This window comes from Azospirillum sp. B21 (assembly GCF_008364825.1).
Classification (GTDB): Bacteria; Pseudomonadota; Alphaproteobacteria; order Azospirillales; family Azospirillaceae; genus Azospirillum.
On sequence record NZ_VTTO01000006.1, the window covers coordinates 257,207 to 274,364 of the forward strand.

Genomic DNA, 17,158 nt, shown 5'->3' on the forward strand with positions numbered 1-17,158 from the left:
GCCGCGCCACCTGCGTTGCTTACTGGGCGGCCGCCACTTCCCGGGCGGGTTCGGAGGCCGCCGCGGGCTGCGGCCGGGTGTAGCAGCCGGCGGTCTCGCCCCGCTGCTTCACCAGGGCCAGCACCACGTCGATGGTCGGCGTCGGCACGCCCACCATGCGGCCCATCTCCTGGACCACCGACAGCAGCGGATCGATTTCCATCGGCCGGCCGCGCTCCAGATCCTGCAGCATGGAGGTCTTGTGGGCACCGACCGCGGCGGCGCCGTTGATGCGGCGCTCCACATCGACACGGAAATGGACACCCAGCTTGTCGCCGATCTCCTTGGCCTCCAGCATCATCGCCTTGGCGACGGCGCGGGTTTCGGCATCGCCGCAGATGACCTCCAGCGTGCCGTGGGTGAGCGCGCTGATCGGATTGAAGCACAGGTTGCCCCACAGCTTCAGCCAAATCTCGTCGCGGATGCGGTCGAGCACGGGCGCGCGCAGGCCACCGGCCTCCATCGCCTTCGACAGGGCGACGACGCGGTCCGACTTCGACCCATCCGGTTCGCCCAGCGAGAACTTGTCGCCATAGACATGCTGGATGACGCCGGGCTCCACCACCTCGGTCGCGGGATAGACGACGCAGCCGATGGCGCGCTCCGGCCCCAGCCCGTTCCACTGTACCGAACCGGGGTCGACCGTCTCCAGCGTACGGCCGTCGAAGGCACCGCCGGTGCCGTAGAAATACCAATAGGGGATGCCGTTGACGGCGGTGACGACGGCGGTGTCCTCACCAAGCAGCGGCTGCATCGCGGGGACGACGCCGGGGACGGAATGGGCCTTCAGCGCGATGATGACGTAGTCCTGCGGGCCGAGTTCGGCCGGGTTGTCGGTGCAGCGGGGGTGGACGACGGTCTTTTCCTCCCCCATCAGCAGGGTGACGCCGTTCTCGCGCATCGCCGCCAGATGCGCACCGCGCGCCACCAGACTGACTTCGGCACCCGCCTGGTGCAGGCGAACGCCGAGATAGCCGCCGATGGCCCCGGATCCGTAGATGCAGATCTTCATGCCGGATTCCCCTCTCCCCCGATTTCGCTTTTTGAATGCTGTGGGGCTGGACGACGCCAGCCTGCCCACACCGGCCGCATCCATCGGCTGACCGGTTGCTATTGCAGCGGCATCCAACAGTCTGTCGCGCAAACTGTGCTTGGAGTTTGGTATACCACATACCGTATGTCAATGCGGAATGTGGGGGGACTGACGAGAATACGGCACCTGCTTTTTCCCCGACCGGATCAGGCTCCCTTCGCAAAAAAGTACAGGGTCAGAGCCGCTCCGATGAGGACGACCAGTGTCTTCAGGATCTTCGGATCGACCCGTTTCGCGCCCATGGCACCGGCATAGCCCCCAGCCATTGCCGCCACCGCCATTACCGTCGTCTCGGGCCAGGATACCGTTCCGGCGAGGATGAAGGCGCCCACCGCAGCCGCATTCATCAGCATCGCCAGCAACAGCCGCAGCCCGTTCATGGCGTGGATGTCGCGCAGGCCGAACAGGGTCAGTGCCGCCAGCATCAGAAAGCCGATGCCACCACCGAAATAGCCGCCATAGATCGAGATGACGAACTGCACGACCAGCACGCTCCGCCCGCCCAGCCGCAGCCGCGACACGATCCACGGTGCATAGGCCCCCACGGCGAAGACGGCGGTCGCGAACAGCAGCAGCCAGGGTACGAAGCGCGCGAACACCGCGTTCGGCGTCAGCAAAAGCAGCAAGGCGCCGATCAGTCCGCCGACCAGACTGAGGACGGCGAAGATCGGAACATTCACCTGACCGCCTGCCGCGATCTCGCGCCGATAGGCCCAGCTGCTAGCCGCCTGCCCCGGAAACAGCGCCACGGTGCTGGAGGCATTGGCTGCCACCGGCGGCACGCCCGCGAACAGCAGGGCCGGAAATGTGATGAAGGCTCCACCCCCGGCAATCGCGTTCAGCGCGCCTGACGCGAAGGCGGCCAGCATCAGGACGACGAGACTCAGCATGATCGACCACCCCTTTCGATCCATGTTGACGGTATCCTCCGTATTCTGTATACAGAATATCAGCCTTTGAAGTGGGCTACTGCCGGGATGCGGGATCCTCGATGCGGTTCATGCGAAACCGCTCCCAGAACGCAACAAACCGACACCGGAGCCAATGCGGTGGCTCCGATGCCGGCTTGCTTCGCAGCCGGTTTGCCCTCCGGCGGTCAGACAATCTCTAAGCCCTGTCGTGGCCGGCCCCCCGGTCGGCCACGACAGGCTCCACCTTTCAGTCGGCGCCCTCGGTCACCAGCTTGCCCATCGGCTGGCGGGTGTCCTCGGCGATCTGGCGGGCGCGCATCGGCTTCAGGACGAACAGGGCCATGAAAGCGGCGATGGCGTTGACCGCGGCGGCGAAGAAGAACACCGTCTGCCAGCTGCCGGTGGAGGCCACGATCACGTTGGCGAAGGGAACCACCAGCGATGCCGTGCCCTTGGCGGTGTAGAGCAGGCCGGCATTGGTCGTCGCGAACTTCGACCCGAAGCTGTCGGCGCAGCAGGACGGGAACAGGCTGTAGATCTCACCCCAGGCGAAGAACACCAGACCGGTCAGGACAACGAAGGCGACCGGGTGCTGACCCCACTGGTTGAGCGCCAGGATGCCGATGGCCTCAATGGCGAAGGCGACGAACATGGTGTTCTCGCGGCCGATATGGTCGGACACCCAGCCGAAGAAGGGACGGGTCACGCCGTTCAGCACGCGGTCGATGGTGAGCGCGAAGGTCAGCGCCGGCAGGGTCAGGCCCATGATGCTGACCGGCATGCCATCGAGGTGGAAGTCCTTGGCGATCGGACCGAGCTGGGCCGTGGCCATCAGACCGCCGGCGGCGACCATGACGAACATCAGGTACATCACCCAGAAGACCGGCGACTTCAGCGTCTCCTGCGGAGTGTAGTTGCGGCGGCTCTGCACGATGTTGGACTTGTTCTTCGGCAGCAGGTCGGGGTTCGGCTCCTTCAGGAACCAGGCCAGCGCGAAGACGATCAGGCCCTGGCCCAGACCGAACACCAGGAAGGTCTGCTCGAAGCCCGAGGTCTGGATCATGTTGGCGATCGGGACGACGGTCAGGGCGGAGCCGGCGCCGAAACCGGCGGCGGTCAGGCCGGCGGCGAGACCGCGGCGGTCGGGGAACCACTTCAACGCGTTGCCGACGCAGGTGCCATAGACGCCGCCGGCGCCGATGCCGCCAACGGCCGCACCGAGATAAAGCAGCGCCAGAGAGTCGGCGAACGAGTTGATGACCCAGGCCAGCGCGCACAGCACGCCGCCGATCAGAACGACGATGCGGGGTCCAAATTTATCAACGAACCAGCCTTCGACGGGAACCAGCCAGGTTTCAGTCACGACGAAGATGGTGAAGGCGACCTGGATGGCGGCACGACCCCAGTGATACTTTTCTTCGATGGGGTTGACGAACAGCGTCCAGCCATATTGCAGGTTGGCAATCATCGACATGCAGATAACGCCGATGACCAACTGCATCCAGCGGCCGCCGAGCGGTGCGCCCTGCGCCTCCGAATTCGTATGCTGCATCTATCTATCTCCTCCTAGGAAGCGGTTTTGTGCCGGTTCGGGCGTCGCTTCTGTTTTGATGCTTGAGCGTCTTGTTTGATGCTTCAGAGATTTGACGCGGTTCTTTGCTGTCGGTGGTCGTGCGGCGAGGATGCGGCCTCGGGGCACTCCACTGTTTTCAGGGGCGGTTTTTTGCCCCCCGCCAGACCGATGCGGTCCTGGGTCGGTCTGGAATTATCAATATGGTATACCAGATGCCGAACAGCAGACAAGTAGTCAGTGAGGCTGACCAACTGTTTTCCATGCCCCGCCTTTGCGGCAGCAGCCATGCAGCTTTGGAATGCTGATTTTCCGTTACGCGGAAAGCGGCGTGGGTCGCCTTTGGGCAGCCAATGTATTGGCATATGGTATGCCAGAGCCGGCGACGAACAGGCCCATCCCGGCAGAACCCATATTGATAAGGAGTCGACCGCCATGGACCAGCAGCAGAACATCGAGATCGTCGTGGCGCGGGACGATGCCGATATCGCCGCCAGTTACCCGATCATGAAGGAGCTGCGGACCCACATGACGGACGCCGAGGCCTACCGCGCGCAGATCCGCCGGCAGATGGACGACGGCTACAACCTCGCCCTGCTGCGGCTCGATGGCGAGATCGCCGGCTGCGGCGGCTTCCGTGTGCACGAGACGCTGTCGCGCGGCCGCTACATGTATGTCGAGGATCTGGTGACCAGCGCCGCCAAACGCTCCTACGGGCTGGGCGACAAGCTTTTCGATTGGCTGGCGAACGAGGCGCGGGAACGCGGCTGCGCCCAGATGGAGATCATCTCCGGCATCCAGCGCGGCGAGGCCCACCGCTTCTATCACCGCAAGCGCATGACCATCAAAAGCTTCCAGCTGGTGCTGCCGCTCGCCTGAGACGGCGGAGGCGCACAAACAAAAAGACGGCCTGGGAAGGCCGTCTTTTCGTGATACCGCTGTTGCGGATGAAGGAACGCGTTGCTCAGAAGGCGCGCGGGAAGCTGGCCCAGGACGGACCCGGCGGCAGTTCGTCTTCCTGTTCCTTCAGGTCGGCGGCGGTCGGGTTGGCAAGGCGAAGCGGTGCGGCCGAGAAATCGCGCTGCGACTTACCGGCATTGGCGACCTGCATCGCCAGGATGTGGTGGACGGTGCCGCCGAAGACGGACAGCACAAGCGCCAGAACCAGGATTTCCAACATGTTCATCGCTCCATGTGTCTCGGTGGGGTGCTTTTTTTGAACGGCTTCGGCTTGGCCGGACTGTTATGACGCGCCGCAAAAACTGGATCAAGTTTTTTGGTATACAAGGTACAAGATGCCGGTCATGCAAATGCTGCATGCGTTGATTAATTCGTATGCGTAATAAACATACCGCATAGGAAGCATTTTCGCTCTGGTACCTTCGTACAACGGAACAACATCGGCCACTTCGTTGGACTCCACCGTCATCTAATTGGCCGAGGAAATTGTTTGATTGGCGTACTGTATTTGGTATACCATATTTATAGCGTGGTGCCGGATCGGGTGCCCCGCCGCCCCATCAGCCGTTAAGCCGCCAGCCGACAGGAGCCACGCCATGAACGTCGAACATATCCTGCGCACCAAGGAATCCCGCGTCGTCGCCGTGCGGACCAACGCCACGGTCGCCGAAGCCATCAGCCTGATGAAGGCGGAGAACATCAGCGCCCTGGTCGTCAAGGACGTCTGCCGGACCGAAGGCAACACGTTGGCCGGCGTCCTGTCGGAACGCGACATCGTCCACGCCCTGCTGGACCGGGGTGCGCCGCTGCTGTCCATGCCGGTGTCGCAGCTGATGACCCGCCAGCCGGTCACCTGCGCCCCGTCCGACAGCATCCGGCAGGCCTTGCAGCTGATGGACCAGCACCATATCCGGCATCTTCCCGTGCTGGAGGACGGCCATCTGGTCGGCGTCGTCAGCGCCCGCGACTTCACCCGCCTGCAGTTGCAAGAGCTGGAAGGCACGGTCGCCGCGACGCCGGAGCCGCCGGCAGGCACCACCTACGCCCACTGATTTATCGCCCCGAACCCGGCGCCGCCGCCCCCGTGGCCGGCGGCGCCTTTCCCATGGGAGAGGCCGCCCCGTGACCACCTTGATCTTCACCCATCACGACTGCTTAGCCCACGATACCGGCCCAGGCCATCCGGAGGCCCCGGACCGGCTGGCCGTCGTGTGGCAGGTCCTCGACCGGCCGGAGTTCCGCGAACTGGAGCGCCGGTCCGCCCCCGAGGCCGATGTGGAACAGCTGTCCCGCGTCCATGACCGCCAGTATGTGGAGGCTGTGCTGGCCGCGGTTCCCGACGAGGGATACCGCCGGCTGGATGGCGACACACTGCTGTCGCCGGGGTCGCGCGGGGCGATCCTGCGTGCGGCGGGGTCGGTCTGCGCCGCGGTCGATGCGGTGCTGGCCGGCGAGGCGACGAACGCCTTCTGTGCCGTGCGCCCCTGCGGCCACCACGCCGAACCGGCCCGCGCCATGGGGTTCTGCGTCTTCAACAACATCGCGGTCGGGGCGGAACATGCCCGCAAGACCCATGGGCTGAAGCGCGTCGCCGTGGTCGATTTCGACGTCCATCACGGCAACGGCACCCAGGCGATGTTCGCCGACGACCCCGACCTGTTCTTCGCCTCCACCCACCAGTCGCCGCTTTATCCCGGCACCGGCAATTCGTGGGAACGCGGGGTGGACGGCAACATCCTGAACCTGCCGCTGGAGCCCTACAGCGGTTCCGTCGAGTTCCGCCAGGCGGTGGAGCGGGCGATCCTGCCGGCACTGGAGGCTTTCCATCCCGAATTGCTGCTGATCTCGGCCGGCTTCGACGCGCACAAGCGCGATCCGCTGGCCCAGCTCGGCCTTACGAATGAGGATTTCGAGTGGGTGACCCGCAAGCTGGTCGATCTCGCCGACCGGGTCTGCGGCGGGCGGGTCGTCTCGGCGCTGGAAGGCGGCTATGACGCGACCGGTCTGGCAGAGGGGTGTGCTGCGCATCTGAAGGCATTGATGCGGGCATAAGGAAAAAGTCCGGGAGGAAAGGGCGGCGGGTTGCCCTCAATCCGCCGCGAACCCCACCCCGCAGTTCCGCGCCCATTCCAGCAGGCGCGCGACAGCGCCATCCGGTTCCGGCCGCTGCAAATGGGCCGTTCCCAGCACCACCGCCCCGTTGCTGCCGTCGATGGTCAACAGATCGCCGGTGCGGACCGTCACCTCGCCCACCCGCATCACCCCAGCCTCCACATCGATCCGCAGGGTGCGGGCGCCGCAGACGCAGGGACGGCCCATGCCGCGGGCGACGGTGGCGGCGTGGCTGGTGAATCCTCCCCGAGCAGTGACGACACCGGCGGCGGCATGCATGCCGTGGATGTCCTCCGGCGAGGTTTCCGGCCGGCACAGCACCACCGGTGCGCCGCCGCGGGCCAGACGAATGGCGTCCTCGGTCGTGAAGGCGGCCCGGCCGGTCACCGCGCCGGGCGAAGCCGGCAGTCCCATGGCGAGCGCACCGGCAAGGGCGTCGGGTGCCAGGGTGGGGCGCAGCAGCTCTTCCAGTGCCTGGTGATCGACGCGGCGCACCGCCTCGTCCCGGCCGATGATCCCTTCCTCCGCCATGTCGACGGCGATGCGCACTGCGGCTTCCGACGAACGCTTGCCGCTGCGGGACTGCAGGATGAACAGGCGTCCGGATTCGATTGTGAATTCGATGTCCTGCATGTCGCCGAAGGCGCGCTCCAGCCGTTCCGACACTGCGCGCAGTTCGGCGTAGACCGCGGGCTGCCGGCGTTCCATGGAGCGGTCCGGTTGCGGTTGGGCGGCGCTGAGCGGATCGGGATCGCGGGTGCCCGACACCACGTCCTCCCCTTGCGCATTGGCCAGGAACTCGCCGCACAGGCCGGGGGCGCCGGTGGAGGGATCGCGGGTGAACAGCACGCCGGTGCCGGAGTCCTGCCCGCGGTTGCCGAACACCATCGCCTGAACCGTCACCGCCGTGCCCATATCCTCCGGGATGCCGTGCAGAACACGGAAGGCGACGGCCCGCGGATTCATCCAAGAGCGGAAAACCGCAGCCACGGCCATCCGCAGCTGTTCCGCCGGATCCTGCGGGAAAGGACGGCCGCAGCGCGTCTCCACCAGTTGCAGGAAGCGCGGCAGCAGGCTCTGCCAGTCCTCCGCCGTCAGATCGCCGTCGCGCTGAAGCCCCCGCTCCTCCTTGTGCTCCTCCAGCAGGTCCTCGAAGCGATGGCCGGGCACGCCCATGACGACGCAGCCGAAGGACTGGACCAGCCGCCGATAGCAGTCATGGGCGAAACGGGCATCCCCCGATGCCGCCGTCAGCCCCGTCACCGTATGGTCGTTGAGCCCCAGATTCAGGATGCTGTCCATCATGCCGGGCATCGACACCGCCGCGCCCGAGCGGACCGACAGCAGAAGCGGCCGGCGGGCATCGCCGAAGCGCCCGCCCGCCCGGTCCTCAAGCGACGCGATCGCCTCGTCGATTGATGTGCACAGAGTGGCCGGCAGCGGATCCCCGGCGGCCAGCCCCTGCCCGGCTTCCGCCGCGATGACGAAGCCCGGCGGCACCGGAATGCCGAGCCCGGCCATCTCAACCAAGCGCGCGCCCTTGTTGCCCAGACGATCCACGTCCGCCCTTCGGGAGAGCCCGACACCGAAGGGAACGATCACCTCCGGTGAAGACACACGGTGCGGCACGGGGATGGCCGGGGTGGGAAGGCGGGTGGAGGTGATATCGGACATCATGGCTCTGGTCATCCCGCGCTCAACGCACAATCGGCCCCGTCGAAGGCCATCAGGCGCAACAGCCGGTGCAGCCCATCCGGATCGTCGCCGGTCCAGTCGGCGGTCCGTCCCCCGCTCCGCGCCAGTCGGGCCCGCTGCCCAGCCCCCGGACCACCGGCCCGCTCAACTGTGGAGGTAAACACCCGCAGCAGCGATTCCGCCCACGCGCAGGCCGCATCGCTGCCGCCAAGGTCGATTCTGTACCCCTTCGCGCCGCCGCTGACCGGTGCATCGACCAGTTGCCCACCCAGTTCCGCGATGCGGGTGGCGTTGGTCGCAGCCTGCTCCGGCGGCAGGGAGGACAGGTCGATCAGCAATTCGCCGCCGGACAGACCTGCGGCAAGGCTGTCTTCGGCGAACAGCGCCCTTTCCACGGCGCGGGCATCGGGCAGCAGCATCATGACGACGTCGCAGCGTTCGGCAAGGACACGGAGCGACCCGCGGGCATGAGCGTTGGGATGGCGATGGAGCCGGTGCCCCACCTCCCGCAGCCTGTCCATGATCGCATCGGCCACCTCCCCACCCCCGATGAACCCGATATCCATTCCGCGATCCTCCCGCTTCCTCCCGGACGCCCACCTGCTGCCGTTGCTGGACGGCAGGGCGTCGGAAGAGAGCTTCGTTGCGCGCATCGCATCGCACAACAGGACCATCGCGCAATTTTCACATCGCGGAAACCCGCCTAGGCTTACCTATTCTTACCCGAGCCTAACATGTTCGGCCGATGTCTCCAGTGGCAAAAAGCCGCATGCCGCCGGAATCCGCCAGACCGGACCGGCCGCCGTCTCAACCAGCCGTGGCAGGATCGGCGGCGGCAATTCTTCACCAGTCGAAGTGCAGGCCATCGCCGCCGCCATGTCGGCGCAGCCCGCCAGCCGCAACAGCGTCATCCGCGTGGCATAGACCAGCCGCCGACGCCCGGCCTTCTCCTCCTCCAGCAGACGGCGCGGGGTGGCCCACAGCGCGCCGACCGCCTCGCCGCCGTCGCAGAGCGGTTCCTGTCCCGGCGGCGCCGGAGCCAGGAAGAACACCGTATCGAAACGGCGCGGCAGCGTTTCCGGTGTCACCCAGCGCGCCAGCGGCACCATGCGCTCCGGCGCAGGAACCATCCCCGCCCGCGCCAGCGCCGGCCCGAAGCCGTTCCCCGCGGCCATCGCCGCGCGCAGTCCTGCAAGTTCTGAGGCTTCCGGCGGGTCGCGGGACAGCAGAACGCCGCATTCCTCCACGCATTCCCGCACCGCGGCGATGCGATGGGGCAGATCGGCGGGCGCACGGGCACCCGGCCAGTGTTCTCGCCAGGACGAATCATGGTCAGCCGCCTCCAGCCGCCCACCCGGAAACACGGTGGCGCCAGGGGCGAAGCGCAGGCCGGCATGCCGTTCCATCGCCAGCAGTTCCAGGCCGTCCGGCCCATCGCGCAGCAGGATCAGGGTGGCGGCGGGATGGAGCGGAACAGGGGCATCGGGGGCGGTATCGGACATGCCCCAGTGTCGCCGACCGCCCCTTCGCCTGTCCATGCGCGACGGGAGGAACCACTCTCACGATGCGGAATACAAGACGGGCGGCGTTTGACCGTCCGGCCTATCCCTTCCAGCATCCCGCCATCACCGCCATTCAGCGCACCATCATTCGCCAGTCCCGCCCCTCCATGCCGAGGGCCGGGCGGAGGAAGGCTGTCGTCATGCCGTTTCACCGCAGCACCAAGATCGTCGCCACGCTGGGTCCCGCCAGTTCGTCGGAAAGCCAGATCACCGCCCTGGCCCAGGCCGGCGTGAACGTCTTCCGCCTGAACGCCAGCCACGGCACCCAGGCCGAACATGCCGAGCGCTACGCCCGCATCCGCGCCGCCGAGGAGCGGCTGGGCCGGCCGATCGGCGTGCTGCTCGACCTTCAGGGGCCGAAACTGCGGGTCGGGACCTTCGGCTTCGGGCCGGTGGATCTCGCCATCGGCGACCGTTTCCGCCTGGATCTCGACCGCCGGCCGGGCGACAGCCGCCGCGTCTGCCTGCCCCATGCCGAGGTGTTCGCCAGCCTGGAGCCGGGGTTGGACCTGCTGCTGAACGACGGGCGCATCCGGCTGCGCGTTCTCGACTGCGGCCCCGATTTCGCGGAGACGGAGGTGGTGGCCGGCGGGACCCTGTCCGACCGCAAGGGCGTCAATGTGCCGGGTGCCGCGCTGGCGCTCAGCGCGTTGTCGGAGAAGGACCGCAGCGACCTCGCCTTCGGTCTGGAGCTGGGGGTGGACTGGATCGGCCTCAGCTTCGTCCAGCGGCCGGAGGACATTCTGGAGGCGCGCGAGCTGATCGGCGGGCGCGCCCATGTGATGACCAAGATCGAGAAACCGGCGGCCCTGCCGACGCTCGACCGCATCATCGAGCTGTCCGACGCGGTGATGGTGGCGCGCGGCGACCTGGGCGTGGAACTGCCGCCGGAAGACGTGCCGGGCCTGCAGAAGCAGATGATCCGCCTCAGCCGCGCCATGGGCAAGCCGGTGATCGTCGCCACCCAGATGCTGGAATCCATGGTGTCGGAGCCGACCCCGACCCGCGCCGAGGCGTCGGACGTCGCCAACGCCGTCTATGACGGGGCCGACGCGGTGATGCTGTCCGCCGAATCGGCCTCCGGCCGCTATCCGGTGGAGGCGGTGGCGATGATGGAGCGCATCGTCCGCCGCGTAGAGGGCGACCCGCTCTACCGCCGCATCATGGACGCCGACCACCCCAACCCGGAGGCGACCGCACCCGACGCGCTGACCGCCGCCGCCCGCCAGGTGGCCGAGACCATCAGCGCCGCCGCCATCGTCACCTACACCACCACTGGGTCGACCACGCTCCGCGCCTCCCGCGAACGGCCCGGCGTGCCGATCCTCGGCCTCAGCGCGCAGCATGCAACGGCGCGGCGGCTGTCGCTGGCCTGGGGCGTCCATGCGGTGCTGACCGACGACGTGGCGAATTTTACGGAGATGGTCGGCCGCGCGCTGACCGCCGCGGCGGATGCCGGGATCGGCCGGCCGGGCCAGTCGCTGGTGGTGACCGCGGGCGTTCCGTTCGGGACGCCGGGCAAGACCAATGCCCTGCGGGTGGTGACCATCGACGGGGAGGATGCGCCAAGGATGGAAGAGGCGCAGAGGGAGGTGGTGGTGGCGTGATAATCGGTGGAGTTAGACCCCCACCTATCCTCCCCCGCTCTCAGCGGACCTACGGTCCGCCTGCCGCGTCAGCACAAAGCACAGCTTTGTGCGAGAGCTGGGCGGGGGAGGGACTGCCGCCGCACGTCGACAAAGCTCCAATCCCCTCCCCCGCCCAGCGGGGGAGGGTCAGGGTGGGGGCAATCAGCGAGGACCTACCCCCCTCACTCCAGAAAATCGCAGTGCTTCTGCACATGCGCGGCCAGACCCATGGTGTGCTCGCGCACCAGCCGTTCGGCCAGATCCGCGTTGCGCTCCTCCAGGGCCTTGATGATGGCGCGGTGATCGTGGATCGAGCGTTCGGCCCGGTCCTCCTGGCCGATGGTCAGCTTGCGGATCGCCCGCATGTGGATGAACAGGTTATCGGTGACATCCTGGATCAGCTTCGACCCGCTCAGCTGGATGATGCTCTTGTGGAAGGCGATGTTGGCGTCGGAATACTCGCTGACATGATCCTTCGGGCTGCGCTGCTCGAAGCTGCCGAACAGGTCCCACAGCTTGTGGATCTCCGCCGCCGGGGCGTGTTCGGCAGCCATGCGGGCGGCCATGCTCTCCAGCGCCGCCCAGACCTGGATCATCTCGATGATCTCGGTCTTGGTCTTGCGCACCACGAAGATGCCGCGGCGCGGCTGCAGGCGGATGAAGCCTTCCTGCTCCAGCAGGGTCAGCGCCTCGCGGATCGGGGTGCGGCTGACACCGAGCTTGTCACTGAGCTGCCGTTCGTCCAGCCGGATCTCGCGGTCGTGGTCGTAGATGTCCATCTCCGTGATCGCCTGCTTCAGCGCGTGATAGACCTGACTGCGGAAGGTCGTTCCGGTGTCGAGGGGCTGAACGTTGAGAGCGGGAACGGTCATGAAATGGATGTCCTTATGTCTCGGCGGCTATTGCGGCGCGCCCGGTCAGGCTCCGGCTGATCAGGCGCGGGCTCTGGTCCTTCGGTCTTTTCGTATCCTACATACCAGATGCTTGCAAGGCGCTGAAATGTCCAGAGGGGCACGGCGGAAGTCCACCTGATTTCAACCCGGGCGCGACGGCGCGGTTCTGCCCGCCGCTGCCGCAAGCAGCGGCCCCAGCGCTTGCGGATCGCGCATCGCCAACCCCATCACCGCCACCCCGGCCGCACCGGCGGCAAGGCAATCCGCCACTGCCTCCGCCCCGTCGATTCCCCCCAGCGCGACCACGGGCAGTCCCCGCTCCGCCCATCGCTGCAACCCGGAGGTGCCCAGGCACGGCCCATAGCCCGGTTTGCTGGCGGACGGGAAGATCGGCGACAGGGTGAGGTAATCGACCTGACCGCGCACCCGTTCGACCAGATCGGCGCCGTCCGAGTCGTGACCTGACAGCCCAATCAATGCCAGCGGTCCCAGCAGGGCCCGCGCCGCCGCCGGATCGGAGCCTGCCGGCAGATGAACCCCGTCCACCCCCGCTTCCGCCGCCAGCGCCGGGTCCCCGTGCAGGGTGATCCTCGCCCCCCAGGGCCGGGCGCGCCCAAGCAGCGCACGGGCCAAAACCAGACGGTCCACATCGGCCAAGTCCTTGTCGCGCAAGGACAGCCAGCGCACGCCCGACGCGAAGAGCCGATCAGCCAGTTCCGGCAGCGGCAGGGACGAGAGGTGCCGATCGGTGATCACCAGCAGCGGCGGCACGGGCAAGATCATAGGTCCAATCCCCTCCAATTCGGTCGAGCATGATCACAGGGCGTAGCCCTTCGGCCATATACTGGATCCAAACCTTTCCAATGCGCGGAAATTCAACGGAATTGGTTGGACAAAAAGCGGATCGCCGCAGCGCGACAAAATGCTTTGTATTGACACTGTTCGTTAAACTGATGATCGTTAAGGCGGGCATGGGGCATTTGGCATGCCAGCAACCATAAGTTGGTCCAGAACCGCCCCGTCCCATGGCCTTTTTCCGGACCAGACACCAAAAGCGAACGGCAAAGCCACGAAAAAGCGAAAGGTCCGGACGTCCGAACAGAACTTGTCGGGTGGAAACGGGGAGGAAGGACATGGTGCGTGAGACGCACGGCAACACCGCTCAGGTCGCACCCTGGGGCGGGCGCTGGATGCAGTTGGCCATCGGCATCGTCTGCATGTCGATGATCGCCAACCTGCAATATGGCTGGACCCTGTTCGTCGAGCCGATCGACGACAAGCATGGCTGGGGTCGCACCGCGATCCAGGTGGCCTTCACCATCTTCATCGTCACCGAAACTTGGCTGGTGCCGGTGGAGGGGTGGTTCGTCGACAAATTCGGCCCGCGCATCGTCGTGCTGGTCGGCGGCGTGCTGTGCGCCCTGTCCTGGGCGCTGAACGCCGTGGCGGATTCGCTGACGCTGCTCTACCTCGCCGCGGTGATCGGCGGCATCGGCGCCGGCGGCGTCTATGGCACCTGCGTCGGCAACGCGTTGAAGTGGTTCCCCGACCGCCGCGGTCTCGCCGCCGGCCTGACCGCCGCCGGCTTCGGCGCCGGTTCCGCCCTGACCGTCGTCCCGATCGCCACCATGATCGAGACCTCCGGCTTCGAGCAGACCTTCATGGTCTTCGGGCTGGGCCAGGGGCTGGTGATCCTGGTGCTGGCCTGGTTCCTGGCCGACCCGCCGAAGATGGGCTACGGCCGCTCCACTGCGACCGCCGCAGCCGAGCGCCGCCACTTCACCCCGCAGGAGATGCTGCGCACCCCCGTCTTCTGGATCATGTACGCCATGTTCACCATGGTCGCCGCCGGTGGGCTGATGGTGACGGCGCAGCTCGGCCCCATCGCCGCCGACATGGGTCTGGTCGACGCGCCGGTCAGCATCCTGGGCCTGACCCTGCCGGCGCTGACCTTCGCCCTGTCCATCGACCGGGTGATGAACGGCATCACGCGGCCCTTCTTCGGCTGGGTGTCCGACCATATCGGCCGCGAGAACACCATGTTCATCGCATTCGCCATCGAAGCGGCGGGCGTGATGGCGCTCAGCGCCTATGGCGCCGACCCGCTGGCCTTCGTCATCCTGACCGGTCTCGTCTTCTTCGCCTGGGGCGAGATCTTCAGCCTGTTCCCAGCCTGCTGCGGCGACACCTTCGGCTCGCGCTTCGCCGCCACCAATGCCGGCCTTCTCTACACCGCCAAGGGCACGGCGGCCCTGCTGGTCCCTATCGGCAACCTGATGGTCGAGGCGACCGGCAGCTGGCAGACCGTGTTCTACAGCGTCGCCATCGTCAACGCGCTGGCCGCCTTCCTCGCCCTGTTCGTCCTGAAGCCGCGGCGCGCCCGCTACATCGCCGCCGCCACCGGCACGGCACCGCGCCTGACCACCCGACTGGCCGACTGATCGGCGCCAAGAGAACGCCGAAGGGAACGCGCCTGCCCCCGGCGGGCGCGTCCCTTCCGGCATTTCAACGGTTTGCGTGCTACGCTCGACGGTTAGGCTCGAACGATGAATGAGGAATGTGATGAGCACGCGCCCACAGGCCGTTTCGGTGACGCATGTCGAAGGCGAACGCACCCGTGTTACCGAATGGCGTCTGGTGCCCGGGGCCGAGACCGGAGCTCATGTTCACGGCTATGACTACGTGATCGTGCCGATCACCTCTGGTGCTTTCACCATCGTGGATCCGGACGGATCGGAGCGGCAGTTCCCCTTGGAACCGGGACGGTCCTACTTCCGCAAGGCCGGCGTCAGCCACAACGTCATCAACAACGGCGCCACGGACATTGTGTTCATCGAGGTCGAACTGCTCCAGGAAGGCTGAAGCCGGCAGGTGGCTGTCGCGGACGTACAGTCTGCGACGCTGCTACGGCTATTCGGTAATGGTCAGGCATCCGACGGCACAGACAAGTTCTTCTCGGCCTCGGACCGCCTTCAATTTCCTGGCAGGCGGGGCGCCATTGGACCGATCAGTCCAAAAACGAAAAACCCCACAGCAGATTTCTCCGGTGGGGCTCTTGCGGTCCCGGCCTGGAGTTCGGGACCGCACAATGGACCGAACTCCACGGCAACTTCGAAATGGCCCGCGCATCACCCTTGACGGTGGAGGCCGCGGATCAATTTGCCGAAATGAATATGGGCATAGAGCTGACTCAGCTTGTGATTCAACGCTCTAGCGAAAACTGATGGCGGAGGGGATGGAAATAGAAACAGTATCCACCGTCTTCCGCACTTGTCCGCTATCCATCCGTTTTCGCTCAATACATGGACACGTCTTCGTTTGCCCTTGTCCGTGACTTTCCACCTATACCTTCAATGCTTTGTGGGGTAAAACGTGGGGCACGGGAATTCGGTTCCCGGAACCCCGAATGTGGGGTTGACCAGTTCGATCAAGGACAGCCCCATGCCCAAGCGACTCGGCCGGCACCCCGAAAAGGCACTGACCGCCGTCACGGTGAAGACTCGGAAGCCCGGCCGGCATGCGGACGGGAACGGCCTGTATCTGGACGTGGACGAGTCTGGCGCCCGGCGCTGGCTGCTGCGCATCACCATCCACGGAAGGCGACGGGACATTGGCCTGGGTTCCGCCTCCCTGGTAACGCTGGCAGAGGCACGCGACGCGGCGCTGGAGATGCGGCGGGTTGCACGCGCCGGCGGAGACCCGCTTGCCGAGCGCAAGGCCGCCCGTCGGGTGGTGCCCAGCTTCGCCGAGGCCGCCCGCACCTGCCACGAGGAGCGGAAGGACGGCTGGAAGAACGGGAAGCACGCGGACCAATGGCTCACCACCTTGGAGACTTACGCCTTCCCCCAGCTCGGCACGCTGACCGTCGACCGGATCGGAACGCCCGAGGTACGCGACGTGCTGTTGCCGATCTGGCTGGAGAAGCCGGAGACCGCCCGCCGGGTGCGCCAGCGGATCGGGATCGTCCTGGATTGGGCAGCCGCCAAGGGCTTCCGGGATGGAGAGAACCCGGTGCGTGGCGTCGCCAAGGGTCTGCCCAAGCAGAAGGAGGCCGGCGGACACTTCGCCGCCCTGCCCTATGACGACGTGCCGGCCTTCCTGGTCAAGCTGCGCACCTTCGACAAGGCCGGTCCGGCGGCTCGGCTGGCGATGGAGTTCCTGATCCTGACCGCGGTTCGGTCAGGGGAGATGCGCGGCGCCATGTGGCGGGAGTTCGACCTGGCAGCCGGGCTATGGACGATCCCAGGCGAGCGGATGAAGGCCGGCAAGCCGCATGTGGTGCCGCTGGCGCCGCGCGCCCTTCAGATCCTGAAGGAAGCCCGTGCGCTGGCCCGCAAGTCCGACGATCCTGATGCCTTGGTGTTCGAGGGTGCCAAGCCAGGCAAGCCCATGTCGGACATGACACTGACGATGCTGCTGCGCCGGATGGAGGTGGAGGCCACTGCCCACGGCTTCCGCTCCGCCTTCCGCGACTGGACGGCCGAGACGACGAACACCCCCAGCGACGTGGCGGAGATGGCGCTGGCGCACACGATCAAGAACAAGGTGGAGGCTGCCTATCGGCGTGGCGACCTGTTGGAGAAGCGGCGCGTGCTGATGAAGGCATGGGCCAGCTTCTGCATGAGGGAGACGGCCAGCACGGCAATGGCAGAGGCTGCTACGGGATGAGCTTCCCGCCGATTATCTGAACACAAT

The 17,158-nt window shown here is 66.4% G+C and carries 16 protein-coding genes; 7 read left to right on the forward strand and 9 right to left on the reverse strand.

Annotated elements, in window-relative coordinates:
- Positions 1-19 precede the first annotated feature (19 nt).
- The 3 genes from FZ983_RS16725 to oxlT (FZ983_RS16735) all read right to left on the reverse strand — a co-directional run bounded on the left by FZ983_RS16725 (position 20) and on the right by oxlT (FZ983_RS16735) (position 3,595).
- Positions 20-1,051, reverse strand: coding sequence for a 2-dehydropantoate 2-reductase (locus FZ983_RS16725; protein WP_149224642.1), 1,032 nt, complete (start codon positions 1,049-1,051; stop codon positions 20-22).
- A gap of 227 nt (positions 1,052-1,278) precedes the next feature.
- Positions 1,279-2,046 (reverse strand): sulfite exporter TauE/SafE family protein, encoded by a 768-nt coding sequence (locus FZ983_RS16730; protein ID WP_247883793.1) that lies wholly within the window; start codon positions 2,044-2,046, stop codon positions 1,279-1,281.
- 244 nt (positions 2,047-2,290) lie between these two features.
- Positions 2,291-3,595 carry an oxalate/formate MFS antiporter gene (gene oxlT / locus FZ983_RS16735; RefSeq protein WP_149224643.1) on the reverse strand — a complete coding sequence of 435 codons (1,305 nt, stop codon included), beginning with the start codon at positions 3,593-3,595 and terminating at the stop codon, positions 2,291-2,293.
- 453 nt (positions 3,596-4,048) lie between these two features.
- Between oxlT (FZ983_RS16735) and FZ983_RS16740 the strand changes: the two genes are divergently transcribed.
- Positions 4,049-4,492: a GNAT family N-acetyltransferase gene (locus FZ983_RS16740; RefSeq protein WP_149224644.1), complete on the forward strand. Its 444-nt coding sequence runs from the start codon at positions 4,049-4,051 to the stop codon at positions 4,490-4,492.
- 85 nt (positions 4,493-4,577) lie between these two features.
- Here the strand turns inward: FZ983_RS16740 and FZ983_RS16745 are convergent, their stop codons facing one another.
- On the reverse strand, positions 4,578-4,793 hold the full coding sequence (locus FZ983_RS16745; protein WP_247883794.1) for a hypothetical protein: 216 nt from the start codon (positions 4,791-4,793) through the stop codon (positions 4,578-4,580).
- A gap of 376 nt (positions 4,794-5,169) precedes the next feature.
- Between FZ983_RS16745 and FZ983_RS16750 the strand changes: the two genes are divergently transcribed.
- Positions 5,170-5,625 carry a CBS domain-containing protein gene (locus FZ983_RS16750; protein ID WP_149224646.1) on the forward strand — a complete coding sequence of 152 codons (456 nt, stop codon included), beginning with the start codon at positions 5,170-5,172 and terminating at the stop codon, positions 5,623-5,625.
- 70 nt (positions 5,626-5,695) lie between these two features.
- Entirely contained in the window at positions 5,696-6,625 is a 930-nt protein-coding gene (locus FZ983_RS16755; protein WP_149224647.1) for a histone deacetylase family protein, read from the forward strand.
- A 36-nt stretch (positions 6,626-6,661) separates the two neighbouring features.
- On the opposite strand, the gene FZ983_RS16760 is transcribed toward FZ983_RS16755, so the two are convergent.
- The 3 genes from FZ983_RS16760 to FZ983_RS16770 form a co-directional block, all read right to left on the reverse strand.
- The gene (locus FZ983_RS16760; protein WP_247883795.1) at positions 6,662-8,362 is read right to left on the reverse strand and encodes a pyruvate, phosphate dikinase; all 1,701 of its coding nucleotides are present in this window, start codon (positions 8,360-8,362) and stop codon (positions 6,662-6,664) included.
- A gap of 8 nt (positions 8,363-8,370) precedes the next feature.
- Positions 8,371-8,946 carry an NAD(P)-binding domain-containing protein gene (locus FZ983_RS16765; RefSeq protein WP_149224649.1) on the reverse strand — a complete coding sequence of 192 codons (576 nt, stop codon included), beginning with the start codon at positions 8,944-8,946 and terminating at the stop codon, positions 8,371-8,373.
- A gap of 153 nt (positions 8,947-9,099) precedes the next feature.
- Positions 9,100-9,882 carry an NUDIX domain-containing protein gene (locus FZ983_RS16770; protein ID WP_149224650.1) on the reverse strand — a complete coding sequence of 261 codons (783 nt, stop codon included), beginning with the start codon at positions 9,880-9,882 and terminating at the stop codon, positions 9,100-9,102.
- Positions 9,883-10,082: 200 nt separating this feature from the next.
- On the opposite strand from FZ983_RS16770, the gene pyk reads away from it, so the two are divergent.
- A complete protein-coding gene (gene pyk / locus FZ983_RS16775) occupies positions 10,083-11,549 on the forward strand; it encodes a pyruvate kinase (RefSeq protein WP_149224651.1) in 1,467 nt (488 codons plus the stop codon).
- 203 nt (positions 11,550-11,752) lie between these two features.
- Here pyk and FZ983_RS16780 read toward each other — a convergent pair whose 3' ends face one another.
- Together FZ983_RS16780 and FZ983_RS16785 are read right to left on the reverse strand one after the other, a co-directional pair.
- On the reverse strand, positions 11,753-12,442 hold the full coding sequence (locus tag FZ983_RS16780) for a GntR family transcriptional regulator (RefSeq protein WP_014188034.1): 690 nt from the start codon (positions 12,440-12,442) through the stop codon (positions 11,753-11,755).
- 162 nt (positions 12,443-12,604) lie between these two features.
- Positions 12,605-13,246 (reverse strand): thiamine phosphate synthase, encoded by a 642-nt coding sequence (locus FZ983_RS16785; RefSeq protein ID WP_149224652.1) that lies wholly within the window; start codon positions 13,244-13,246, stop codon positions 12,605-12,607.
- A gap of 350 nt (positions 13,247-13,596) precedes the next feature.
- On the opposite strand from FZ983_RS16785, the gene oxlT (FZ983_RS16790) reads away from it, so the two are divergent.
- From oxlT (FZ983_RS16790) to FZ983_RS16800, 3 genes are all read left to right on the forward strand, one after another.
- Positions 13,597-14,904, forward strand: a complete 1,308-nt coding sequence (oxlT, locus tag FZ983_RS16790) for an oxalate/formate MFS antiporter (protein ID WP_149224653.1) — start codon at positions 13,597-13,599, stop codon at positions 14,902-14,904.
- A 121-nt stretch (positions 14,905-15,025) separates the two neighbouring features.
- Positions 15,026-15,325 carry a cupin domain-containing protein gene (locus FZ983_RS16795; RefSeq protein WP_149224654.1) on the forward strand — a complete coding sequence of 100 codons (300 nt, stop codon included), beginning with the start codon at positions 15,026-15,028 and terminating at the stop codon, positions 15,323-15,325.
- A 579-nt stretch (positions 15,326-15,904) separates the two neighbouring features.
- Positions 15,905-17,131, forward strand: coding sequence for a site-specific integrase (locus FZ983_RS16800; protein WP_149224655.1), 1,227 nt, complete (start codon positions 15,905-15,907; stop codon positions 17,129-17,131).
- Positions 17,132-17,158 lie beyond the last annotated feature (27 nt).